Consider the following 22,088-nt stretch of genomic DNA (forward strand, 5'->3'; position numbering starts at 1 on the left):
AGCGCGGCCGCGCAAGCGGGCACGGCAGGGGGCACGGCACGCGGGCACGGCACGCGGGCACGGCACGCGGGCACGGCACGCGGGCACGGCAAGCGGGCACGGCACGCGGGCACGGCAAGCGGGCACGGCAAGCGGGCACGGCAAGCGGGCAGCTCACGATGATCGACGAAGGTAGTTTCGCTGATTGATCAAGACGAATCGAAAGTGTCGTACGCCAGTTCTATTCTGCTTTCATGTTGGAGGTGTTGGCGCAGGTGGACGGGGCAGTTGACGACTGCGTCGAGACCGCGCTCTGGGCGCTCTCCGATGACGACTTGCTTGCTTCTCTCGACGCGACTCAGATGTTGGCGCAGCGGTTGGCCGCCGTTCAGCTCGGTCTGGTCCGCGAGTTGGACGGTCGCGGCGTGGCGGTCGCCCAGGGCGCCTCGTCCACCGCCGTCTGGCTGCGGGAGCGGCTGCGGCTCTCGGGTCGCAGCGCCCGCCAGCTGGTCCAGCTCGCCGCCACCATCGACGCCGCCCCGCCAGCAGTGCGCGACGCGCTGCTCAGCGGTGCCATCACCGTCGAGCAGGGTCGGGTGGTGGCCGAGATGATCGCCGCCCTCCCGGTCGAAGCCGGTCCCGAGGTGGCGGACAAGGCCACCCAACTACTGGTCGCCTGGGCCGACCGTTTCGACCCGACAAGCCTGAGCCGGCTCGGGGAGCGCGTCCTCGCGCACGTCGCCCCGGAGTTGGCCGACCAGGCCGAGTTGAAGGCTCTGGAGCGGGCCACCGAGCGGGCCGAGACCCGCCGGCACGTCACGCTCTCCGAGCAACAGCACGGCCAGGTACGCCTCAGCGGCAACCTCGACACCGAAACCGCGAGCCTGCTGCGCGAGGCGATCGATCCGCTCTGCGCCCCAGCCGGTGAACACGATGACCGCAGTCCTGGTCAGCGCCGCGCCGACGCGTTGGGCGAGATCTGCCGACTGGCGCTACGCACCGGTCAGCTGCCCGACAACGGCGGCGACCGTCCTCAGCTGGTGGTGACCGTTTCGCTGGAGGAACTGGTCAACGGCGTACGCGCCGGAACACTGGAAACCGGCACGCCCCTCACCCCCGGTGCGGTCCGCCGCCTGGCCTGCGATGCGGGCGTGCTGCCGGTCGTGCTGGACGGCAACAGTCAGGTCCTGGACGTCGGCCGGCAGCGTCGGCTCTTCACCGGCCCGTTGCGGCGCGCGCTGGTCCTGCGGGACGGCGGTTGCGCCTTCCCTGGTTGCGATCGACCGCCGAGATGGTGCGACGGTCACCACATCCGACACTGGGCCGACGGTGGAATGACGGCGCTGGGCAATGCGGTGCTGCTCTGCGGCTACCACCACCGTTTCATCCACCGCGGCGACTGGACGGTCCGTCTCGCGGCGGACGGTAGACCTGAATTCCTCCCGCCCAGCTGGCTCGACCCGCTGCGCACCCCGCGTCGCAACCTCTACCACCTGCGCTGCTGATGCCGCCCACCACGCCCACGCCGCCCGCGACCGCGCCTTGCGACCGCGACCGCGACCGCCACCGCCACCGCGGCCGGCACCGCAACCGCGACCGCCCCACCACCACCACCACCACCGCCACCGCCACAGCCCCGCCACCACCACCGCCACAGCCACAGCCCCACCACCGCCACCGCCACTGCGGCCGCGACCGCGACCGCGACCGCGACAACCTGCTGTCCCTGCCGCACCAAGCCGCGTCTCCCGGTGATTGATCGACTCGGCTTCCTGGAAACCGGGGCGTCGCATCGGCCCAAACACCGCGACTTCCTGAAAGCCGAGTCGATCACCGGCGTCGCGGCGGTCACGGCGTGGCGGCGGTCGCGGCGATCACGGGCGTCGCGGCGATCACGGCAGTCGCGGCAATCACGGGCGTCGCGCGGTCGCGGCAGTCGCGGCAATCACGGAGCGTCACGGCGGTCGCGGCAGTCGCGGCAATCACGGGCGTCACGGCGGTCGCGGCGGTCGCGGCATGAGAAAGCACGGCGCGAGGCGGGGCGTGATCGCCCATTGACACCCGGGCGGGCAACACGCCGCCTCGGATGGGTGGTCGCGTCGGTAATTCGCTGGATGCGTCGGGTTGGGGAGCGTAAGGTGGCAGGCCGCTTGACGGCCAAGGTGAGCTGCACCGGAACGGACGTCTTCGCGCCGGGTGGCCGGCCATCCGCCCCCGGACACGCGAGCGCGCAGCAGATGTGAACGATGGGACGTCAGCATGCCCGCACTTGACCTCGGCACCCAACTCGACACCAACACCAACACCGACCTTGACCTCGACGCGGACTTGGCCGCCGAACGCGCACACCTCACCACCTCGCGGGCGGCGCTGGGTCGGATGCGGGAGCGGGCCGAGTCTCTCTTCGCCACCGGTGATCAGGTGGCCGGCGACGCGTACGCGGCCGAGACGCTCGGCCGTACCCTGGCCCGCCGGGTCGCCGAGCTGGCAGACGACCCGACCACTCCGCTCTTCTTCGGCCGCCTCGACTTCGCCGGCGCCCCGGACAACAGCGTCACCGACAGCAGCACCACGAACAACAGCACCACGAACACCGGGACCACGAACACCGGGACCGTCGAGGACAGGACCACCGACAGCGGCACCGCGAGCAGCGGCACCACAAGCAGCGGCACCGCGAGCGACAGGCTTACAGCCAGCAGGCTCACCAATGACCCGACCGCATCCGACACCGCCGGCGATCATCACGGTCGGCGGTATCACGTGGGGCGGCGGCATGTCACCGATGAGCGCGGCGAGCCGTTGGTGCTGGACTGGCGGGCGCCGGTCTCCCGCTCGTTCTACCGGGCCAGCGTTCGGGATCCGCAGGGGGTGGCGGTTCGGCGGCGGTTCGGGTTCAGCAATGGTGTGCTGACCAGCTTCGAGGATGAGCGGCTGGATCGGGGCGAAGAGTTCGGTACGACCAGTCGGATCCTCGCCGCCGAGATCGAGCGTCCGCGCGTCGGGCCGATGCGGGACATCGTCGCCACGATCCAGCCGGAGCAGGACGAACTGGTCCGGGCTGACCTCGCCGACTCGATCTGTGTGCAGGGCGCGCCGGGTACGGGGAAGACGGCGGTGGGTCTGCACCGGGCCGCGTACCTGCTCTACCTGCACCGGGAGCGGTTGCGGCGGGCGGGTGTGCTGATCGTCGGGCCGAACCGGGCGTTCCTGTCGTACATCGCGGCGGTGCTGCCGGCGCTCGGTGAGGTCGAGGTCGAGCAGGCCACGGTGGAGGAGTTGATCTCCCGGGTGGCGGTTCGGGCGGTCGAGGCGCCGGAGGTGGCCGCGCTCAAACACGACGTACGGATGGCGAGCGTGCTGCGGCGCGCGGTGCAGGGGCGGATCGGCACCCCGACCGAATCGATCACCGTGTCGGACGGTTCGTTCCGCTGGCGGATCGGAGTCGAGCCGTTGCACCGTATCGTCGAGGAGACCCGCCGGGAGGGTCTGCCGTACGGCACGGGTCGGGAACGTGTCCAGGCGCGGGTGGTGAGCCTGCTGCAACGGCAGGCCGAGGCGCGGCGTGCGGAGTCGCCGAGCGATGCCTGGCTGCGCCGGATGAGCCGCTGCCGGCCGGTGCTCGACTTCCTGGACGCGGTCTGGCCGGCGCTCACCCCGGAAGGGCTGGTGCACGGCCTGTTCTCCGACCCGACCCGGCTGGCCGCAGCGGCGGACGGGTTGCTCAGCGACGCCGAGCAGGCGCAGTTGGTCTGGGCGAAGCCGGCCCGCACGCCGAAGGCGACCCGTTGGACCGCTGCCGACGCGGTGCTGATCGACGAGGCGACCGGGCTGCTGGAACGGCTCTCCGGGTTCGGGCACGTGGTGGTGGACGAGGCGCAGGACCTCTCCCCGATGCAGTGTCGGGCCATCGCCCGGCGCAGCGAGCACGGCTCGGTCACGCTCCTCGGTGACCTCGCCCAGGGCACCGCGCCGTGGGCGGCGACGGACTGGAGGGAATCCCTCGCCCACCTGGGCAAGCCGGACGCGGTGGTGGTGCCGTTGACCATCGGTTTCCGGGTGCCCGCCGCGGTCGTCGCATTCGCGAACCTGCTGCTCCCGGCGCTCGCGGTGGACGTACCGCCGGCCGAGTCCCTGCGCCACGACGGCGGCCTGGACGTGCGTACGGTGACCGACCTGACCTCGGCGACGGTGGCCGAGGTGCGCGCGGCGCTCGCGCACGACGGCTCGGTCGGTGTGATCGCCGCGGACGACGCGGTCGACGGCCTGCGAGCGGCGCTGGCCGAGGCCGGTGTCGAGACCGCGACCGCCGACGACGTGGCGGCCGCGGAGCGGGTCACAGTGGTGCCGGCGACGCTGGTCAAGGGCCTTGAGTACGACCATGTGGTGGTGGTCGAGCCGGCCGCGATCGTCGCGGCCGAGCCGCGCGGGCTGCACCGGCTGTACGTGGTGCTCACCCGGGCGGTGTCCCGGCTGGCGGTGCTGCACGTTGCGCCGCTGCCCGCACCGCTCGTCGACGAGTCAGCCGGCTGACAGGGCCGCCGCGACCTCCCGCAGCGGGCGGCCGGAGTCGGCCAGCGGCACGTGGAACGACAGCCACGACCCGTCGGCGAAGTCGATCCGCAGCCGCTTCCAGTTCAACCGGTACCTGCCGAACCGGGCGGTCACGGCCGTGCGCGGGACGGACCCGAGCAGTTCGATGTCGGCCTGCGCCCGTTCGTCCGCCGCCGAACTGGAGAGCAGCCCGACGGGTGCTGTCGCGCCGAGCAGCAGCCGCTGGTCGGTGACCGCCAGCACGAGGGTTCGGAGGCCCGTGCCCTTCGTCGCCACGGTCAGGGCATGGTGCAGCACGGACGCCTGGGAACCTGGCTCGCCTCGACCTCCGACGCCGAAGAAGAGCCAGTCGACGGCGTTGTCCGCCCGACCGAAGGTGATGTTCGGTGAGAGCACGTTGAGCAGGACGCCCAGGAAGCCCGGCCCACCCGTGGCGGGTGGGGCCGACGGCTGCGGGGGCGGCGCCGGGGTCAGCCCGCCGCCCGCTCGCACCTGGGCCACCGCGCGAACCTGCTCCCCGGCCGGCAACAGCCGGGTGATCCCGTCGACGTACCGTGCCTGGCTCTCGTCGACGGTCATCAACGCCCCTCGTGGTCGTCGGGCTGGCGCGGACCGGCACCCGGCGCGCCGATGACCTCACCGACCAGCTCGCGGACCTGGGCTGCGGCGGCCTCCTGCGCCCGGTTCGCGGCTGCGGTGAACTCCTCGGCCAGGCTGTAGGAGTCCAGTCGCATCGCCCGGGGGTTCAGCTCCGTAGAAACGATCTTGCCGTCGGCCGCGGCGGTCACCCGCACCAGGCCGGAGTCGCTCACGCCCTCGGCGCTGGTCTGTTCCAGCTCCGCCATCCGGTCGGCGAGTTGCCGCTGCCATCCGTCCAGGTTGCGAGCCAGCGCCTCGATTCGGTCCAGGGCGGGGAAGGTCATGGCTGCCTCTCAGTTCACGATGGAGTCGAAGACATTCTGCACACCCACTGTGTACGGGCCCAGGTCTTCGCTGTACGTGCCGTCCACCAGGTAGTTGCGGTCCTTGTGCCCGTCGGAGATGTCGTGCAGGCCCACGCCGGTGTCCAGCAGGGCGCCGCCGAAACCGGGAATGTTGACCGGCGAGACCTGGTTGATGACGAACTTGCCCGGAAAGAGGGTCTTGAACTTCTCGACCTGGAAGGCACGCCCCTCGGGCGTCCAGCCGCCCTTGCTGAGCAGCTTGTACTGCTTCTTCCGCTGCTTGAGCTCCATGACGGTGTCCGCGTACTTGCGGAGCTGCCCGGCGACCTTGCCCAACCGGGCGGCGAGGCGGGTGAGCACCTCGGCGAACCGGGCGACGATCTTCACCATCCGACCCACTGTGGTGGCCAACCGGGCCAGCACCCGGACCACAGTGGCGGCCAACGAGACGCCGGCGCTCAGCGCCGCGGCCACTGCCGCGATGATCACCTCGGTGAGGAACCAGAGCAGAAACTCGAGGATCAGCTCGACCAGCAGGTTGAACGCGTCCACCGCCGCGTTGGCCGCCTCGACCAGCACGTCCTTGGTGCCGTCGAGCCCCTGGGCCAGCTCCTCGATCGCCGCCTCGACCGACTCCATCGAGGCATGGAAGCTCTCGGCGGCGTCGCCCGTCCAGGCGCCGCGCAACCGGGCCCGGTCGGCGATCTGGTCACCGGCGATGTCCCGTACCGCCGCGCCGGTGTCCAGGCAGAGCTGCGCAGCCCGCATCAGGTCGTCCGGTTCGCCGGCGACCAGCTCCAGCAGCTGCTCGAACGGCCAGAGCACCGCGTTGGAGAGCGGCTTGAAGGGTTCGGGCGTGCCCGAGACGATCTGCTCGAAGTAGGTCTTGTTGCGCTGCAACGCCTCGGTGCTCACGCCGGCACCGAACCGTTCGGAGCGCCGGTGCCACCCGACCAGGGGCCGGGCGCGATGACGTCGGGAGCCGGCGGCCGGCCGGGCACGAAGAGATCGGTGTTGGCCACGTCGGTGCCCGTGTAGGCGGCGGCGGTGTCGGTGAGCCCTTCGGCGATGTCCGCCATCATCTCGGCGCCGTCGGCCAGCCCCTGCAGGCACGCCTCGAACTGCTCGGCGTACGTCGCCGCGAGGTTGAAGGACGCCGGCATCACCCCGAAGGCGTGCCGTGGCACGTGCCCGTCGCCGAAGGAGCGGTGCAGCTCGCGGAAGCGGGCCGCCCGATCCTTGGACCCGGCGGCGAACGCCGTCAGAGCCTCCGGCTGGACCTCCAACTCATTGCTCGGGCTTGACACGGACCCTCCCCTGTGGCCTGTGCGACGGATCAGTCGCCACGACTGACCACCATAGGCACTGCTCGCCGCGATCGGGGGTCCCGTCGGTGATGACGGGGTCACCCGATTCGACTTTGTTCCGTAAAGTAGTTTGCGTGGACCTCGACGATGATTCACCACCCACCGATGCCGCGGCGGCGCTCCGGCTGATCCAGGACCAGCGGTCGGCGACGGCACGCCGGCTCGATCCCGACGCCCGCCTGCTCTACTGGCCGTGGGGTGTCGCCTGGCTGGTCGGTTTCGGGCTGTTCTTCCTGCGGTTCCCCCCGGGTGATCAGGCGCTGGCTCACCTGCCGGGCTGGCTGCCGCTGACCGTCCTCTTCGTACTGCTCGCGGCCGCCGGAGCGACCCAGGCGGTGGTCAGCGTGCGGGCCTACGGCCAGGTGACCGGCGACTCCGCCCGGCGTGGGCAGTGGTACGGGTACGCCTGGGCCCTCGGTTCGGTGAGCGTCTACGCGGGGCTCGGCCGGATCTCCGAACACCTACCGCACGACCTGGCGGCGCTGCTCTGGTCGGCGACCGCCGTCGGGCTGACCGGTGCGCTGCACATGGCCGGCGGGGCGGTCTGGCTGGACCAGGACCTGTTCCGCCTCGGCGTCTGGATCAGCGTGATCAACCTGATCGGCGCAATCGCCGGGCCGGGCTGGCACCCGCTCGTCGTGGCGGTGGCCGGCGGTGGCGGAATGCTGGTGGCCGGCGCGCTCGCCCGGCGCCGACAGCGACAGCGACAGCAGCCGTGACCGAGCTGGATCCGGTCATCCACGCGCAGGCCCGGCTGCGGGTGGTCGCCAGCCTCTCCGCTCTCAACGTCGGCGACAAGATCGCGTTCCCCCGCCTACAGGAGCTGCTCGCGATGACCGCCGGCAACCTCTCGGTGCACCTGCGCAAACTTGAGGACGCCGGCTACGTGGAGATCAGCAAGACCCACCGTGGACGCACCCCGGCGACCCTGGTCGGGCTCAGCCGGCGAGGTCGGTTGGCGTTCGAGGAGTACACCGAAGCGATCCACGCCCTGCTCGACCCCGCCCCGTCGAAGGAGCAGCCATGACCCTCGCCCGCGCCGAACAGGCCAGCCGCCGGTACGGCGACGTCCTCGCCCTCGATCGTGTCGACCTGGAGGTCCGGGCCGGTGAGCTGGTCGGCCTGCTCGGGCCGAACGGCGCCGGCAAGAGCACCCTGATGAACCTGCTGGTGGGCCTGCGCCGCCCCAGCTCCGGGCGGGTGGAGCTGTTCGGTCGCGACCCCCGCGACCCGGCGAGCCGGCGGCAGATCGGGGTCACCCCGCAGGAGACCGGTCTGCCCGGCACGCTGCGCGTCGGCGAGGTGGTCGACTTCGTCTCCGCGCACTACCCCGACCCGGTGCCCCGGGCCGAACTGCTCGACCGTTTCGGGCTCGCCGACCTCGCCCGACGGCAGACCGGTGGGCTCTCCGGCGGGCAGCGCCGCCGGTTGGCGGTGGCGTTGGCGTTCGTCGGCCGGCCCCGGCTGGTGCTGCTCGACGAGCCGACCACGGGCCTGGACGTGGCCGCCCGGCACACCCTGTGGGACGCGATTCGGGCATTTCACGACGACGGCGGCACAGTGCTGTTGAGCAGCCACTACCTGGAGGAGGTGGAGGCGCTCGCCCACCGGGTGGTGGTCATCGGGCAGGGCCGGGTGCTCGCCGACGACACAGTGGAAGCGGTGCGCGGCATCGTGGGCGTACGCCGGGTCAGCCTGATCGCCGACAACCTGCCCGACCTGCCCGGGGTCGTTCGCACCGAACGGGTCGACGGTCGGCTGCACCTGCTCACCACCGACGCCGACGAGCTGGTCCGAGCGCTGGTCACGGCCCAGACTCCGTTCACCGACCTGGAGGTACGGCCGACCTCGCTGGAGGAGGCGTTCCTCGCCATCACCAGCGGAGAGGCGACCAGCAAAGACGTGCCCGCCGGCGCCGACCGACCCACCACCGCCGCTGCCGGCGGCCGACCCACGACAGTTTGAGGAGGCGACAGTGCAGCTCGCCCTGGTCCACGCCCGCTACCAACTCCTGGAGATCATCCGGATTCCGGTGGCCGTCTTCGGCAGCGCCTTCTTCCCGGCCGCCGCCATGATCTTCTTCGTGGTCCCGTTCGCCGGTGACGACGCGGTCGGTGCCACCTACGCCACCGCGTCGATGGTCACCTTCTCGGTGATGAGCGCCAACATCTTCCAGTACGGCGTCGGCGTCGCCGAGGACCGCGATCAGCCCTGGAACCCGTACACCCGGACCCTGCCGGCCGGACCCGCGCCGCGGTTCGCAGGCCGGGTGCTGGCCGGCCTGGCGCTGACCTACCTCTCGCTGATCCCGGTCGTGGTGATCGGCGCGACGCTGACCGCGGCCCAGGTCACCCCGGCGGCGTTCCTGCTGGCTCTCGGCACCGTGGCCGTCATCTCGGTGCCGTTCACGCTGATGGGGCTCGCCATCGGCTACTCGCTGCCGAGCAAGGCGGCGATCGTGGTGGCGCAGGTGCTCTTCCTGCCGCTCGCGTTCGGCGGCGGCCTGCTCTCCGCGCCGGGCGACGCGCCCGGGTTCATCGAGACGATCGCGCCGTACCTGCCCACCCGGGGCGCGGCCGAACTGATGTGGGCGGCGGTGGCCGACTACGACGTGGAGCCGCTGGCAGTGATCATGCTCGGTGTCTGGGTGGTGCTGCTCGCCGCGCTCGCCGGCTGGGCGTACCGGCGGGACGAGGGTCGCCGGTTCAGCTGACGATTCGTCCGTTTTCGCCCCGGGCTGCGGCGGGACGGTGCCAGGATTCCGGCAGGGGGCCGCCGTGGCCGCCCGGGCCGAGAGGGGTCTTGACGTGAGCACCGTCCCGCCGGGTACGCCCTGCTGGGCCGACCTGGCCACCCCGGACCTGACCGACGCGCGGCGCTTCTACCCGGAGCTGTTCGGGTGGACCGGCCAGGTCACCCCGGAGCCCGAGGCGGGCGGCTACACGGTCTTCCTGCTCGACGGTAAGCCGGTGGCCGGCGCCGGCCCGCCCGCGATCCCGGACCAGATTCCGATCTGGTCGACGTACCTCGCCACCGACGACGCCGAACTGGTCGCCGGCCGGGTCGAACGGGCCGGCGGGCAGGTCGTCGTACCCCCGTTCGAGGTCTTCGACAGGGGCTGGATGGCGGTCTTCGCCGACCCGGCCGGCGCCACGTTCAGCGTCTGGCAGCCGCTGGCCATGGCCGGTGCCGAGGTGTTCAACGTGCCGGGCGCGATGAGCTGGAACGAGCTGGTCACCCCCGACCCCGAGGGCGCGAAGGTCTTCTACGAGCTGGTGTTCGGCTGGCAGCCCGACGACCAGGCGGTGGGCGCGATGACGTACACCGGGTGGCGGCTCGGGACGCAGATCGTCGCCGGGATGATGCCGCCGCTGGCCGACGACTTCCCGGCCGACCTGCCCGCGTACTGGACGGTGTACTTCGCGGTGGCCGACGCGGACGCCGCCGCGGCCCGCGCCGCCGAGCTGGGCGGAACGATTCTGGTCCCGCCCCGCGACATCCCGGCGGGCCGCTTCGCCGCCCTGCGCGACCCCCAGGGCGCCCTCTTCTCCGTCATCGACCTGGGCCCCTGACCCAGCGCCTGCGTGCTCAGGGGCGGGTGGGGCGGACGGGGACCACCAACGGGCCGTGGGCGCCGGGGACCACCCGGACGCTGGCGCGGTAGTGGGTGGCGAGCAGCTCCTCGGTCAGCACCTCGGGCGGAGTCCCGGCGGCCACCACCTGACCGGCGGCGAGCATCACCATCCGGTCGGCGTACTCACCAGCCAGGGAGAGGTCGTGCATCGTGGCCAGGACGGTCAGGCCGTGCTCGCGGCGTAGCTGGTCGACGACTTCGAGCACGTCCTGCTGGTGGCCGATGTCGAGCGCGCTGGTCGGCTCGTCGAGCAGCAGCAGCGTCGCGCCCTGGGCGAGCGCGCGGGCGAGGAACACCCGCTGCCGTTCGCCGCCGGAGAGGGTGGCCAGTTCGCGACGGTGGAAGCCGGCGAGATCCAACTGCCCCAGCACCTCGTGCACGGCGTCGACGTCGGCGGTCGACTCCCGGCCCAGGGTCGGGATGTACGGGGTGCGGCCGAGCAGCACGTAGTCCAGCACCGACATGCCGGGCGGCACCACCGGGGACTGTGCCACAGTGGCCACTATCCGGGCGCGGTCCCGACGGCGCAGCGCGGCACTCGGCGTACCGAAGAGGGTGATCGCCTTCGGCGCGGGCAGCAGGCCGCCGACGGCGCGCAACAGGGTGGATTTGCCGGCGCCGTTCGGGCCGATCACGGTGACCCACTCGCCGACGGCGACGGTGAGGTCGACGCCGGTCAGGATCGGCGTGCCACCGAGGGCGACGTGCAGCCCGCGCACCTCGACGGCCGGCGTGCCGGCGGCGGGTTCCCTGCTGGCGGGCTCCCTGCTCACGTGAGCACTCGCCGGGCGGTCCGCAGCACGAGGACGAAGAACGGGCCACCCAGCAGGGCGGTCACCACTCCGATCGGCAGCTCGGACGGAGCGGCGACGGTGCGGGCCACCACGTCGGTCAGCGCCAGGAACGCGCCGCCGAACAGCAGTGACATCGGCAGGATCACCCGGTAGCTGGACCCGGCGAGCAGCCGGACGGTGTGCGGCACGATGATGCCGACGAAGCCGATCAGGCCGGTCGCGGAGACCGCCGCCGCGGTGCCCAGCGAGGCGGCGGCGATCAGCAGGTAGCGGGTGCGCTGCGGGTGCAGGCCCAGGCTTCTCGCCTCGTCGTCGCCGACCGCGAGGACGTCCAGCTCGCGGCGGTGCAGCAGCACGACGATGGTGGTCAGCGCGGCGTACGGCAGCACCAGCAGCACGTCGTGCCAGCCGGCGGTGGCCAGCCGGCCGAGCAACCAGGAGTAGACCGGCTGAATGCTGTCGGCGTGTCGTTGCAGGAGGTACGTCTGCCCGGCGGAGAGGAACGCGGAGACCGCCACCCCGGCCAGGATCAGCATGGCCGGTGACCCGCGTCGCCCACCGGCCGCGCCGAGCACGTAGGTCATCGTGACGGCGAGCAGCGAGCCGGCGAACGCGGCCAGCGGAATGGTCATCGGCAACCCGGAGAGCGTGCCCTGCCGGCCGGCGCCGCCGAGGGCGATCGCCGCGGTGACCGCGAGGCCCGCGCCGGCGGCCACACCGAGCAGGTACGGGTCGGCCAGCGGGTTGCGGAACACGCCCTGGTAGCAACCACCGGCGAGGGCGAGCAGACCGCCGACGAGCAGGCCCAGCACCACCCGGGGCAGGCGCAGCTCGGTGACGATCGCGATCTCACGCTCGGTCAGCCCGCTGTCGATGTGCACCCCGGGAAACAGGTTGAGCAGCTCGGCGGCGACGCTGCCCGGGGGCAGGCTCACCGGGCCGAGCGACACCCCGACGACGAGCGCGACGAGCACCGCGACCAACCCCGCGACCAGCCACCGCATGCGCAGGCCGGCCGGCCGAGCCGCAGACAGCAGGCCGGCCGGCCGGGCCCCGGACGCCAGCCCGGCGGGCCGCGCCGTGGACGACGACCCGGTAGACCGAGCCACGGCAGGTTGCCCGGCGGGCCGGACCGTGGAGGGCAGCCCGGCGGGCCGGGCCTCGGCAGGAGGCTCGGCCCGCTCAGACGACGGCGGCGGCTCGGCCGGCCGGCCGGTTGGTGCCGGATCGGACACCTGTCGCGGCCCGGTCACCGACGGACGACGGTCACGCGGGCACCTTGGCGACCGCGTCGATGATGACCCGGAGCAGGTCCACGACCCGCGGGCCCCAGCGGGAGGCGACGTCGTCGTCCAGGGCGACGACCTGGTTGTTCTTCACAGCGGTGAGGCCGGCCCAGCCACTGCGCGCCTTGACCGTGTCGGCGTTCTGCTGGCAGCACTTGGCATCGGCCAGGAAGACGAAGTCCGGGTCGGCCTTGACGATGAACTCCTGGGACAGCTGCGGGTAGCCGAAGCTCTTACCGTCCGCGTCGGCCGGGTCGGCGATGTTGGTCAGGCCGGCCTGGCTGTAGAGCGAGCCGATGAAGGTCTTGCTGGTGGCGCTGTACAGCTCCGGGCCCAGCTCGTGGAAGTAGGTGAGCTTCTCGGCGCGCTGCGGCAGGTCCTTGACCAGCTTGGCGATGTCGTCCTTCATCCGGGTGGCGACGTCGGTGGCCTGGTCGGCGTGCCCGGTCAGCGTGCCCAGCTCGGTGATCTGCCGGTACGAGTCGTCGAGCGTGGTCGCCGCCGGGGTCTGGTACACCGGAATCTTCAGCTTGCCGAGCTGCTCGACGATTTTGTTGCGGTCGTCGGAGAGCACCACGAGGTCGGGGTTCTTACCGGCGATCGCCTCGGCGTTCGGCTGGAAGGCGGAGAGGTCGGTCTTGGGCACGTCGGCCGGGTAGTTCGACTGGTCGTCGACGGCGGTCACCTGCGGGCCGGCACCGATCGCGAAGAGCATCTCGGTGGCGGTGGGCGACAGCACGACGATCTTCTCGGGGCGCTTGTCGAGGGTGAGCGCGCCGACGGTGACCGGGTAGGCGGCGGCCGCGGTGCCGGCGCTCGGCTGGTCGTCGGCCTTATCGGCGCAGGCGCCGAGGGCGAGAGCGGTGACCGCGAGGGTCACCGCGAAGAGCCGAGGGGTACGTCTGAACATGGGGGCCTCCTGTCGGTCGAGGAGTGTGGTGCTTCGCCGACAGGGACTTTCGTACGCCCGCCCACGAGGCGCCCTTCCTCGAGAGCGCGTTTCGCGACCGATCCGTAGGCGACCTGGCTCGTCCCCACCGACCGGTGGGGCATCACAGTTGCGGGACAGCGCCGGGTTTCGTACCGGCTTCGCTGCGGACTGGTCGCTAAGACGGTAGCGCACCGCCAGGACGTGCCGGATCGATCAAGGGCCGGTCGGCAGCCGTCGATACCTCGGACACCCGCACCACGCGGGGCGGGGAGGCATATGTCCGAGTTCCTGAGGTTTCGGAACGGGTGGTGGGGCCCCGCCGGGGCGGGACGGGGCCCCACCCGATCAGGAGGACGTGATGGTGACGTTGTCCACAGCCGCCTCGACCAGGCTGGCCCCGGACGCGTCCGCAGCCTCGACGAGCACGCGGACCGACTGGCCGGCGTACGGGGTGAGGTTGAGGTTGGCGACCGCCCAACTCCCGTTGCGGTTGCTGGCCGCGCCGGCCTGGGTGAGCAGCGCTGTGGTGCCGCCGTTGTGCACCACGCTCACCCGCAGGTAGTCCGCCGACGAGGCGTTCGAGCCGTGGGCCAGGTACCACGCGAGTGAGAGGGTCAGCGTGCCGGACGACGGCAGGGTCACCGCCGGGGACCGGGCACTGGTCACGCCGCCGTCGACGTCGTAGTCACCGGCCGCCGAGCCGGCGAGCCGGCCGGTGACCAGGTCGTTGGACCCGGCGTACGGGGTGAGCTGCTTGGCTCCGGAGGACGTGGTCGCCTGGGCGGCGCCCCGCTCGAACGCGCCGAGGGTGGCGGTGTCGGTGCCGCCCGGGTTGATGGTCCAGCCGGTGGCGGTCTCGAAGGTGTCCGACCAGACAGTGGTGCCGCCACCGCCGCCGCAGTACTGCGACTGCTTGCCGATGGCCCGGTACGGGCAGTCGGCGTACTCGCTGAGGATCAGCACCGCCTCCCGGTTGCGTGAGGTCTGCGCCGGGATCACCTCGTCGGGCGGGTAGAAGCCGCCGCCACCGGACGAGCCCGGGTACATCTCGAAGGTGTAAGCCCAGATGTTGTGGGTGGCCCACATCCAGTCGAGGCTGTCTCCGTCGGTGATGTATAGATCGCTGGACTGTTCCGGGGTGTAGCCGTTGGTGGCCGCCATCTGCTGACCGATGGTGGCGAAGGTGTTGTACTGGTCGGCGTTCATCCCGGTCGCGGTGTTCGCTGTGGTGTAGCCGTACGGCCAGAGCACCAGCTGCGAGTACGTGTGGAAGTCGATGTTGGCCTTGATCTGCTGCACACCGCCGACCACCCGGCCGTTGACGAAGTTGCGAAGCGCCTGCGTCTCGGGCGCGGAGAACGCCGACGGCCCCCGGTAGGTCTCCGACGAGGTGCTGCCGGACGAGCCGCCGCAGCATCCCCAGTTGTAGGACCAGTTGCGGTTCAGGTCGGTGCCGACGTTGGACGAGCCGCTGTTGGGCTGCCGGTTCTTGCGCCAGGAACGGTACGACCCGGTGGCGATGTCGTACTCGCTGCCGTCCGGGTTGACCGTCGGCACGATCCAGAGCTCCCGGCCGTTGACGATGTTGGTGATCCGGGAGTCGCTGCCGTAGCTGTCGGTGAAGAGGTTGAGCAGGTAGATCGCCATCTCGACGGTCAGGTGCTCACGGGCGTGCTGCTGGGAGTTGAACAGGATCTCCGGCTCGTTCTCGTCGGTGCCGACGTTGTCGGAGATCTTCACCGCCATCAGGTCGCGGCCCTCGTACGACGAACCGATGCTGATCTTGCGGGCGATCGCCGGGTGGTCGGCGACGACCTGGTTCACGACGGCGGTCAGTTCCGCGTAGTCGTGGTAGTTCGAGTCGGCCGGCGGGAAGGCCTGCGTCCCGAAGTCGCCGGCGCCGCGCTCGGCGTTGGGTGGCGGGGCGAGCGGTTCCAGCCGGAAGCCGAGCTTGCCGATCGCGGCGGCCTCGCTCGCGGTGGCCGATATGTGCAGCACGCCGTGTTCGGAGTAGTCGATGGCGGCTCCGGTGCGGGCCACCGCGTTGCGGTCGGCGAGGGTCCGGGGCCCGAGCACCCGGTAGCCGGCGGCAGCCTGCTCAGCGGTGCGGTCCGGTGCCGGTCGGGCGGCGACCGGACCGGCGGCGACGGTGACGATGCCCAGCCCGGTGACGACAGCGAGCACCAGGACACGGCGGAGGGGGATGGGCGTGCGGAGGGCCATGGACTACCTCCTCGATGGGCGGGAGATCCCGCTCGGTGAAGGACACTTCACCACCTGTCACATGGTCATATCAACATTGATCGCTGCGTTGGCCATCCCAGGCGCATCATCATGGCGGCAATGATTTTCCACCTATCAACATCTGGCGAAACTTCCCTCCAAGCGGAAAACTGACCAGCGACGATGCCCCCTCGACACCGCGGAGCACCCATGGCCAGATCCCGCCTGCGCGCGGCCGCCCTCGCCGGCGTCACAGCGCTCACCCTGCTCACCAGCGCCGCGCCCGCGCTGGCGGCCCACCCGCCCGCCCCCGCCCACGACGAGCAGATCACCTACCAGGACTGGTCCGGGCCCGCCGACTGGCACCGCGGCAGCCGGGCCGGAACCCGCGTCGTGCCCGGCGCCCGAGCGGGCGTCACCCTGGCCCGCCCAGCCGGCACCATCGAGTACGCGGACCCGCACACCGGTGCCACCCGCACCTGGGAGTACGGCACCTGGACCTCGCCGGTGACCCAGGTCGGGTTCGACGCCACCGAGCTGATCGCCTCCTGGAACGCGGAGACCCCCGCCGGCACCTGGATCCAGGTCGAGATGCAGGGCAGCTACACCAGCGGCGACCAGACCCCGTGGTACGTCCTGGGCCGCTGGGCGTCCGGCGACACCGACATCTTGCGGACCAGCGTCAACCGGCAGGGCGACCCCTTCTCGACGATCTGGACCGACACCTTCAGCATCGACGACGCCACCGCCGGGGTGCTGCTGCGGTCGTACCAGCTCAAGCTGACCCTCTACCGCGCACCCGGGCAGAGCGCCGCCCCGGTGGTCCGGATGTTGGGCGCGATGAGCTCCACGGTGCCGGACCGGTTCACAGTGCCGCCGAGCGCCGGACACATCACCTGGGGCCGGGAACTGCCGGTGCCGCGCTACTCGCAGAACGTGCACTCCGGGCACTACCCGGAGTACGACGGCGGCGGCGAGGCATGGTGCTCACCCACCTCGACCGAGATGGTGGTCGAGTACTGGGGGCGCAAGCCGTCGGCGGCCGACACCTCCTGGGTGGACCCGACCTACCCCGACCCGACGGTCAACCACGCCGCGCGGATGACCTACGACTACGCGTACGACGGCGCTGGCAACTGGCCGTTCAACACCGCGTACGCGGCCAGTTTCCCCGGGCTGGAGGGCCGGGTGACCCGGCTGCACTCGCTGGATGAACTGGAGCGTTTCATCGCCGCCGGCATCCCCGTCGTGACCAGCCAGTCCTTCCTCGCCAGTGAGCTGGACGGGGCGAACTACGGCACCTCCGGGCACCTCTTCGTGGTGGTCGGCTTCACCGCCGACGGCGACGTGATCGTCAACGACCCGGCCTCGTCCAGCAACGACGTGGTGCGCAACGTCTACAAGCGTGCGCAGTTCGAGCAGATCTGGCTGCGTACCAAGCGCACCAACGCCAGCGGCGGCGTCTCCGGTGGCTCCGGCGGCATCGCGTACCTGATCAAGCCCATCTCGAAGCCCTGGCCCAAGGTCCCCGGCTCCACCAACTGGTAACCCCGAACCCCACCCAACCCGCCCACCGCCGCGCGACCAAGCGGGTTGATCAAGAGGTTTGCGTCACCGGAAGCCGCCCTGGTGACGCAAACTTCTTGATCAACGCTGGGAGTCGGGGGTCTGGGGGTCGGGGTTCGGGTTTGGGGTGGGGGTTTGGTCTTCGCCGGCCAGGGCGGAGCGGAGGCGTTCCTTCTCGGTGCGGCGGCGCTCGGCTGCTTCGGCGATCTCCCCGGCCATCTCGTCCCGCCAACCGCGCAGCAGGAAGAAGGAGAGCGCGGCGGAGAACACCAACGCCAGCATCAGCTTCAGGAACACGTTCATGTCGACCAGCCAGAGGCCGGCCAGCACGGCGACGAACAGCCCGATCCGGCCCAGCGTGTACTTGAGCGCGGCGCTCACCTGCACCACTCCGTTCTCTCCGTCGCCCGCCACTGCCGGCGGAAGGGTCGAGCCGCCCGACGGGCGGTCGTGGTCAGCCGGTCCGGCGGGCCAGCCAGCGGACACCCGGGAACCAGAGGGCCGCGTACGCCACTGTGAACGCCCCCGCCGCCAACGCGCCGGAGAGCAGCGGCGGCAACCCCGCGCCCAGACCGGCGATCAGCAGCCCCGCGAACACCCCGACGGCGGCGGCGACCACCGCCGCCACCACCCGGGCCGCGCCGAACTCCCAGGCCCGGAAGTCGTCCCAGAACAGCCAAGCCGGCAGGATCACCGCCAGCCAACCGTTTGTGTGCCCGAAGTCGCCGGCGCCGATCGAGGCGAACGCCCAGTCGAACAGCACCAACGCGAGCACGCCGATGACCAGGCCGGCCAGGCACACCCCGAGCAGATCGCCCAGGGTACGGATGCGCCCCTCGGCGTCCCGGCGGGGAAACCCGCTCTGCTGCTCAGGTCCTTGTTGCTCGGTCATCGACTGCGAGGGTACGTGGTGGCTCAGGCCCAGACCTGCTGCGGCTCGGCGCGCCGCTCGGCAAGCGACGGGGCCTTGTCGTACTCCCGGACCACGTTGTAGCGGGTGTCCCGCTCGACGGGCTGGAAGCCGGCGTCCCAGATCAGGTGCAGCAGGTCGTCCCGGTGCATGGTGTTCGGGGTGCCGTACGAGTCGGCGTCGTGGGTGATCTTGTATTCGACGACGGAGCCGTCCAGGTCGTCCACGCCGAAGTTCAGCGAGAGCTGAGCCACCGACAACCCGTGCATCACCCAGAAGTTCTTCAGGTGCGGCACGTTGTCGAAGAGCAGCCGCGAGACGGCGAACGTCTTCAGCGACTCGGCCGGCGAGGCCATCGTGGTGCGCGCCTGGATCCGGTTACGGATCTTGCCGTCCGCCGAGTCGACGAAGTCGTGCTGGTAGCGCAGCGGGATGAAGACCGCGAAGCCACCGGTCTCGTCCTGCAACTCGCGCAGCCGCAGCACGTGGTCGACGCGGTGCCGGGGCTCCTCGATGTGGCCGTACAGCATCGTCGCCGGGGTCTTCATGCCCTTGCTGTGGGCCAGGGCGTGGATGCGCGACCAGTCTTCCCAGTGGCAGGCGTGGTCGACGATGTGCTGCCGGACCTCCCAGTCGAAGATCTCCGCGCCACCACCGGTCAGCGACTCCAGGCCGGCGTCCATCAGCTCGTCGAGGATCTCGTCGGCGCTCAGGCCGCTGATCTTCTCGAACCACTGCACCTCGGTCGCGGTGAAGCACTTGAGCTTGACGTTCGGCAGCGCCGCCTTCAGCTCGCGCAGCACCTTCGGGTAGTAACGCCAGGGCAGCGTGGGGTGCAGGCCGTTGACGATGTGCAGCTCGGTGAGCTGCTCGTCCTCCATCTCCTTGGCCTTGCGGACCGCCTCGTCGATGCGCATCGTGTACGCGTCCTTCTCGCCCGGCTTCCGCTGGAACGAGCAGTACGCACAGGACGCCGAACAGACGTTGGTCAGGTTGAGGTGACGGTTGACGTTGAACATCACCCGCTCGCCGTTCAACTCGGTGCGCTTGTGGTGCGCCAGCCGCCCCAGCCAGGTCAGGTCGTCGCTCTCGTAGAGGGCGACCCCGTCCTCCCGGGTCAGCCGCTCACCGGCGTACACCTTCGCTTCGAGCTCACGCTTGAGTCCGGCGTCCATGGCACGTCCCTTCCACCTGCGGTCCGGATCGAGCGTACGTCGCGGCGCCGACGGGCCCGGTGGCACGGTCGCCGGCAGCGACCCACTTCACCAGACTCTCAGCCTCCCGTAACCCGGCAACGCATCGACAAGGGTGGCGAGGTGCGGTAGTAACAAGGTGGGGCGGAACACACACACTGGTACCGTCCCGGCGGTCGCGCCCACCGAGCGCGGCGACGAGCGGTTGGACGGGGAGCGGCATGGTCTACAGCGGGCGCGGGCGACGGCAGCGACGACGGAGCCCGGTGATCTCGCCGGTCCTGCGTCCGAAGCTCTGGGCCGCCCTGCTCGGCGCGATCGCCGCGGCCGTGCTGGCCACCCCCGCGTACGCGGAGCCCGGCGTGCCGACCACAGTGCCGGACACCGGTTCGCGCCCGGCGGTCACCGGTTCGCTTCAGCTGCCCGGCGGCGCGCCGGTCGCTGGCGTGCCCGCCCCGCCGGTGGTCAACATCGGCAACGGCCCACTGGCCACCGCGATCTCCGCCGGTGAGACCCAGGTCGGCGCGCTCGGCGAGGCGTTGCTGGTGAGCCGGCAGAAACGCGTCGACGCGCAGGCGCAGGTCGACGCTGCCGGCAAGGCGCTGGCGACCGCGCAGGACGCGCTGCTCCGGGCCCAGCAGACGGCCGACACCGCCGCCGCCGAGGCCGTCAAGGCCGCCGCGGCGCTGCCGCCGGGCGACTTCGCCCAGGACATCCGTGGGCTCAGCCGCCTCCAGGCGATCACCCGTGGCGAGAAGGTCGACGGCGGCACCACCGGCGTGGCCGGGGAACTGTCCCGGGCCCGCACCGGCGAGCAGGCCGCGTACCAGAAGCACACCCAGGCCAAGGAGCTGCTCGCCGCCGCCGAGGCGGAGTTCACCGCCGGTGAGACGGCGCTCCGCACCGCCGAGGCGAGCCTGCTCAAGCTGCGCCGGGACAACGCCGCCGCGCTGATCGAGATCGAACGTCAGCAGGAAGCCGCCGAGCAGCAGATCGGCGCCGGTTACGTCTCCAACCAGAGCATCAGCGGCATGGCCGCGCACCCCCGGGCGCTGGCCGCGGTCCGGTACGCGCTCGCCCAGCTCGGCGACCCGTACAAGTGGTCCGAGGAGGGGCCGAACGAGTTCGACTGCTCCGGCCTGATGTGGGCTGCGTACCGGTCCCCCGGCGCCGACTACTTCGACCTGCCCCGGGTCTCCCGCGACCAGTACGCCGCCACAAGGGGCCGCACCGTCCCGCAGAGCGCGCTGCTCCCCGGCGACCTGCTCTTCTTCGCCTCGGGCAGCAGCTGGACGACGATCCACCACGTCGGCATGTACATCGGCAACGGCAAGATGGTGCAGGCGCCCACCACGGGCGACGTCGTCAAGATCTCGGTCGTCCGCTGGTCCCGGCTGTACGCCGCCACCCGGGTGATCGGCGCGGTGCCGGCACCGGTCGTGACCAATCCGACCCCGCCCGTCTCGACGCCGAAGCCGACGCCCACCCCGTCGCCCACGAAGACCACCAAGCCGACGCCGACCCCGTCGCCCACGAAGACCACCAAGCCGACGCCCACGCCGACGCCGACGCTGACGACCACCCCGACGCCCACCCCGACCGGCAGCACCACGCCGAAGCCGTCGAACACCCCGAGCAACACTCCGACGACTCTGCCCTCGGCACCGAGCAACGCGCCGACCAGCGCGTCTCCGACTACCACGCCGAAGGCCAGCACGAGCGCGACGGGCAGTGGCAGCGCGACGAGCAGCCCCACCGCCACGGGCTGATCCGCCACGACCGGCTCCGGCTGTCCGCTCGGGAAGATCTGTGGCACCGTGACAACCAGGCACATCCGACTCGACGTCACGGGTCCGGGTGCGAGCATGGCGCGGAGGGCGGAAATGGCCGAGCAGAGAGATCCGGCGGAGACTGTCGACCCCGTGGTCGACCAGGCCGGCCCGCCAGGGCCGGACACCGCCGACCCGGTGGCCGCCAGCGACGCCAGCCCGGCCGCCACCAGCTCGACAGGCAGCGACACCAGCTCGACAGGCAGCGACACCAGCTCGGCGGATGTCGGATCCGGTGACAGCGACGCCGCCCCGGCTGTCAGCGGCCCGGTCGGCAGTGCCACGGTCGGCAGTGGCACGGCGGCGGTCGTCGCGGACGCCTCGACCGAAGCCGATGACGACGCGTCCGCCGACGGCGACGAGCGCCAGAGCCCGACGGCCGCACCGGTACGCGCACGTGCCAGCGTCGTGACCGCCGGTGCTCTCCGCAGTGACCTGCCGGCCAGCGCTCCGGTCACCGCGACCACCTACCGTGCGACCGGCTCGGCCAGCCCAGCCGACGTGTCGTTGCCGGGCCAGCGAAGCGACTCCTCCGCGTCGGCCCGGGCCAGCGCCACGGTTCCGAGCAGCAGCCGGGGCACCGCCAGCGCCCTGGGCACCCCGGACCGTCGCGAGAGCGCACCCGCCGTCTATCGAGCCGCGCCAGTGGGTGCCGAGCCGGCCCCGCCCTCGACGCCGTCGACTCCGGAGCCCGACCCCACGCCACCCGGCCCCGGGCCGACCGAGCCGTCGCCACCGGAACCGGAGCCCGCGCCGGCCCCGGGTCCGTACCCGCCCGGTCCGGTGCCGACGCCGGGTCCTCGACCCACGCCGCCGCCCGATCCGGTGACCAGGATGCCCAGCACCACCCCACCGATCCCGCCGAGCGCGGAGAGCAG

At 71.6% G+C, this 22,088-nt stretch carries 22 protein-coding genes and 1 pseudogene; 10 read left to right on the forward strand and 13 right to left on the reverse strand.

Annotation, left to right across the window (positions count from 1 at the left end; all coding sequences use genetic code 11):
- The first annotated feature begins 233 nt into the window (after positions 1 to 233).
- Positions 234 to 1,484: an HNH endonuclease signature motif containing protein gene (locus GUI43_RS30260; protein WP_112700321.1), complete on the forward strand. Its 1,251-nt coding sequence runs from the start codon at positions 234 to 236 to the stop codon at positions 1,482 to 1,484.
- Here the strand turns inward: GUI43_RS30260 and GUI43_RS34070 are convergent.
- Positions 1,466 to 1,717: a hypothetical protein gene (locus GUI43_RS34070; protein ID WP_170158801.1), complete on the reverse strand. Its 252-nt coding sequence runs from the start codon at positions 1,715 to 1,717 to the stop codon at positions 1,466 to 1,468. The two genes, GUI43_RS30260 and GUI43_RS34070, sit on opposite strands and share 19 nt — an antisense overlap.
- 110 nt (positions 1,718 to 1,827) lie before the next feature.
- On the reverse strand, positions 1,828 to 2,007 hold the full coding sequence (locus GUI43_RS30265; protein WP_146765973.1) for a hypothetical protein: 180 nt from the start codon (positions 2,005 to 2,007) through the stop codon (positions 1,828 to 1,830).
- 231 nt (positions 2,008 to 2,238) lie between these two features.
- Here GUI43_RS30265 and GUI43_RS30275 point away from each other — a divergent pair, with 231 nt between their 5' ends.
- Entirely contained in the window at positions 2,239 to 4,512 is a 2,274-nt protein-coding gene (locus tag GUI43_RS30275) for a HelD family protein (RefSeq protein ID WP_249037884.1), read from the forward strand.
- On the opposite strand, the gene GUI43_RS30280 is transcribed toward GUI43_RS30275, so the two are convergent.
- Genes GUI43_RS30280 through GUI43_RS30295 form a run of 4 tightly spaced genes read right to left on the reverse strand, consistent with a single transcriptional unit; the run spans position 4,501 to position 6,784 of the window.
- Positions 4,501 to 5,112, reverse strand: a complete 612-nt coding sequence (locus GUI43_RS30280; RefSeq protein WP_112700323.1) for a hypothetical protein — start codon at positions 5,110 to 5,112, stop codon at positions 4,501 to 4,503. The two genes, GUI43_RS30275 and GUI43_RS30280, sit on opposite strands and share 12 nt — an antisense overlap.
- Entirely contained in the window at positions 5,112 to 5,456 is a 345-nt protein-coding gene (locus GUI43_RS30285) for a YbaB/EbfC family nucleoid-associated protein (protein WP_112586413.1), read from the reverse strand. Before GUI43_RS30285 ends, GUI43_RS30280 begins: the two co-directional genes overlap by 1 nt.
- Before the next feature lie 9 nt (positions 5,457 to 5,465).
- Positions 5,466 to 6,392: a WXG100 family type VII secretion target gene (locus GUI43_RS30290; protein ID WP_112586411.1), complete on the reverse strand. Its 927-nt coding sequence runs from the start codon at positions 6,390 to 6,392 to the stop codon at positions 5,466 to 5,468.
- The gene (locus GUI43_RS30295; protein WP_112700324.1) at positions 6,389 to 6,784 is read right to left on the reverse strand and encodes a type VII secretion target; all 396 of its coding nucleotides are present in this window, start codon (positions 6,782 to 6,784) and stop codon (positions 6,389 to 6,391) included. The genes GUI43_RS30290 and GUI43_RS30295 overlap by 4 nt, the downstream gene beginning before the upstream one ends.
- A 134-nt stretch (positions 6,785 to 6,918) precedes the next feature.
- On the opposite strand from GUI43_RS30295, the gene GUI43_RS30300 reads away from it, so the two are divergent.
- The 5 genes from GUI43_RS30300 (at position 6,919) to GUI43_RS30320 (ending at position 10,416) form a co-directional block, all read left to right on the forward strand.
- Positions 6,919 to 7,563, forward strand: coding sequence for a transporter (locus tag GUI43_RS30300; protein WP_112606250.1), 645 nt, complete (start codon positions 6,919 to 6,921; stop codon positions 7,561 to 7,563).
- Positions 7,560 to 7,871 carry a transcriptional regulator gene (locus GUI43_RS30305; RefSeq protein ID WP_112586405.1) on the forward strand — a complete coding sequence of 104 codons (312 nt, stop codon included), beginning with the start codon at positions 7,560 to 7,562 and terminating at the stop codon, positions 7,869 to 7,871. Before GUI43_RS30300 ends, GUI43_RS30305 begins: the two co-directional genes overlap by 4 nt.
- Positions 7,868 to 8,809, forward strand: a complete 942-nt coding sequence (locus tag GUI43_RS30310) for an ABC transporter ATP-binding protein (RefSeq protein WP_112606253.1) — start codon at positions 7,868 to 7,870, stop codon at positions 8,807 to 8,809. The genes GUI43_RS30305 and GUI43_RS30310 overlap by 4 nt, the downstream gene beginning before the upstream one ends.
- A gap of 10 nt (positions 8,810 to 8,819) precedes the next feature.
- Entirely contained in the window at positions 8,820 to 9,557 is a 738-nt protein-coding gene (locus GUI43_RS30315) for an ABC transporter permease (protein WP_112586401.1), read from the forward strand.
- A 94-nt stretch (positions 9,558 to 9,651) separates the two neighbouring features.
- A complete protein-coding gene (locus GUI43_RS30320; RefSeq protein ID WP_091395664.1) occupies positions 9,652 to 10,416 on the forward strand; it encodes a VOC family protein in 765 nt (254 codons plus the stop codon).
- A 16-nt stretch (positions 10,417 to 10,432) separates the two neighbouring features.
- Here GUI43_RS30320 and GUI43_RS30325 read toward each other — a convergent pair whose 3' ends face one another.
- The 4 genes from GUI43_RS30325 to GUI43_RS30340 form a co-directional block, all read right to left on the reverse strand.
- On the reverse strand, positions 10,433 to 11,251 hold the full coding sequence (locus tag GUI43_RS30325) for an ABC transporter ATP-binding protein (protein WP_112700325.1): 819 nt from the start codon (positions 11,249 to 11,251) through the stop codon (positions 10,433 to 10,435).
- Positions 11,248 to 12,276 carry a FecCD family ABC transporter permease gene (locus tag GUI43_RS30330; protein ID WP_249037885.1) on the reverse strand — a complete coding sequence of 343 codons (1,029 nt, stop codon included), beginning with the start codon at positions 12,274 to 12,276 and terminating at the stop codon, positions 11,248 to 11,250. The genes GUI43_RS30325 and GUI43_RS30330 overlap by 4 nt, the downstream gene beginning before the upstream one ends.
- A gap of 262 nt (positions 12,277 to 12,538) precedes the next feature.
- The gene (locus GUI43_RS30335; RefSeq protein ID WP_112700326.1) at positions 12,539 to 13,468 is read right to left on the reverse strand and encodes an ABC transporter substrate-binding protein; all 930 of its coding nucleotides are present in this window, start codon (positions 13,466 to 13,468) and stop codon (positions 12,539 to 12,541) included.
- A 366-nt stretch (positions 13,469 to 13,834) separates the two neighbouring features.
- Complete coding sequence (locus tag GUI43_RS30340) at positions 13,835 to 15,712, reverse strand: M14 family metallopeptidase (protein ID WP_112586396.1); 1,878 nt, start codon at positions 15,710 to 15,712, stop codon at positions 13,835 to 13,837.
- Between the two features lie 210 nt (positions 15,713 to 15,922).
- Between GUI43_RS30340 and GUI43_RS30345 the strand changes: the two genes are divergently transcribed.
- On the forward strand, positions 15,923 to 17,260 hold the full coding sequence (locus GUI43_RS30345; protein ID WP_112700327.1) for a C39 family peptidase: 1,338 nt from the start codon (positions 15,923 to 15,925) through the stop codon (positions 17,258 to 17,260).
- Between the two features lie 99 nt (positions 17,261 to 17,359).
- On the opposite strand, the gene GUI43_RS30350 is transcribed toward GUI43_RS30345, so the two are convergent.
- The 3 genes from GUI43_RS30350 to mqnE form a co-directional block, all read right to left on the reverse strand.
- Positions 17,360 to 17,659, reverse strand: coding sequence for a DUF4229 domain-containing protein (locus GUI43_RS30350; protein WP_112586474.1), 300 nt, complete (start codon positions 17,657 to 17,659; stop codon positions 17,360 to 17,362).
- A gap of 73 nt (positions 17,660 to 17,732) precedes the next feature.
- A complete protein-coding gene (locus GUI43_RS30355; RefSeq protein WP_112606269.1) occupies positions 17,733 to 18,170 on the reverse strand; it encodes a hypothetical protein in 438 nt (145 codons plus the stop codon).
- Positions 18,171 to 18,193: 23 nt separating this feature from the next.
- A complete protein-coding gene (gene mqnE / locus GUI43_RS30360) occupies positions 18,194 to 19,363 on the reverse strand; it encodes an aminofutalosine synthase MqnE (RefSeq protein ID WP_091395685.1) in 1,170 nt (389 codons plus the stop codon).
- A 239-nt stretch (positions 19,364 to 19,602) separates the two neighbouring features.
- On the opposite strand from mqnE, the gene GUI43_RS30365 reads away from it, so the two are divergent.
- Together GUI43_RS30365 and GUI43_RS30370 are read left to right on the forward strand one after the other, a co-directional pair.
- A complete protein-coding gene (locus GUI43_RS30365) occupies positions 19,603 to 21,150 on the forward strand; it encodes a C40 family peptidase (RefSeq protein WP_112606272.1) in 1,548 nt (515 codons plus the stop codon).
- Between the two features lie 114 nt (positions 21,151 to 21,264).
- Positions 21,265 to 22,088 (forward strand): annotated as a pseudogene (locus GUI43_RS30370) (hypothetical protein); the annotation flags it as partial.

It is taken from the genome of Micromonospora noduli, from assembly GCF_003264365.1.
GTDB lineage: Bacteria > Actinomycetota > Actinomycetes > Mycobacteriales > Micromonosporaceae > Micromonospora > Micromonospora noduli.

Coding starts and splice junctions, on each gene's coding strand:
- GUI43_RS30260 (WP_112700321.1), top strand. CDS start 234: ATGTTGGAGGTGTTGGCGCAGGTGGACGGGGCAGTTGACGACTGCGTC.
- GUI43_RS30275 (WP_249037884.1), top strand. CDS start 2,239: ATGCCCGCACTTGACCTCGGCACCCAACTCGACACCAACACCAACACC.
- GUI43_RS30280 (WP_112700323.1), bottom strand. CDS start 5,112: ATGACCGTCGACGAGAGCCAGGCACGGTACGTCGACGGGATCACCCGG.
- GUI43_RS30285 (WP_112586413.1), bottom strand. CDS start 5,456: ATGACCTTCCCCGCCCTGGACCGAATCGAGGCGCTGGCTCGCAACCTG.
- GUI43_RS30310 (WP_112606253.1), top strand. CDS start 7,868: ATGACCCTCGCCCGCGCCGAACAGGCCAGCCGCCGGTACGGCGACGTC.
- GUI43_RS30330 (WP_249037885.1), bottom strand. CDS start 12,276: ATGCGGTGGCTGGTCGCGGGGTTGGTCGCGGTGCTCGTCGCGCTCGTC.
- GUI43_RS30335 (WP_112700326.1), bottom strand. CDS start 13,468: ATGTTCAGACGTACCCCTCGGCTCTTCGCGGTGACCCTCGCGGTCACC.
- GUI43_RS30340 (WP_112586396.1), bottom strand. CDS start 15,712: ATGGCCCTCCGCACGCCCATCCCCCTCCGCCGTGTCCTGGTGCTCGCT.
- GUI43_RS30345 (WP_112700327.1), top strand. CDS start 15,923: ATGGCCAGATCCCGCCTGCGCGCGGCCGCCCTCGCCGGCGTCACAGCG.
- GUI43_RS30355 (WP_112606269.1), bottom strand. CDS start 18,170: ATGACCGAGCAACAAGGACCTGAGCAGCAGAGCGGGTTTCCCCGCCGG.
- mqnE (WP_091395685.1), bottom strand. CDS start 19,363: ATGGACGCCGGACTCAAGCGTGAGCTCGAAGCGAAGGTGTACGCCGGT.
- GUI43_RS30365 (WP_112606272.1), top strand. CDS start 19,603: ATGGTCTACAGCGGGCGCGGGCGACGGCAGCGACGACGGAGCCCGGTG.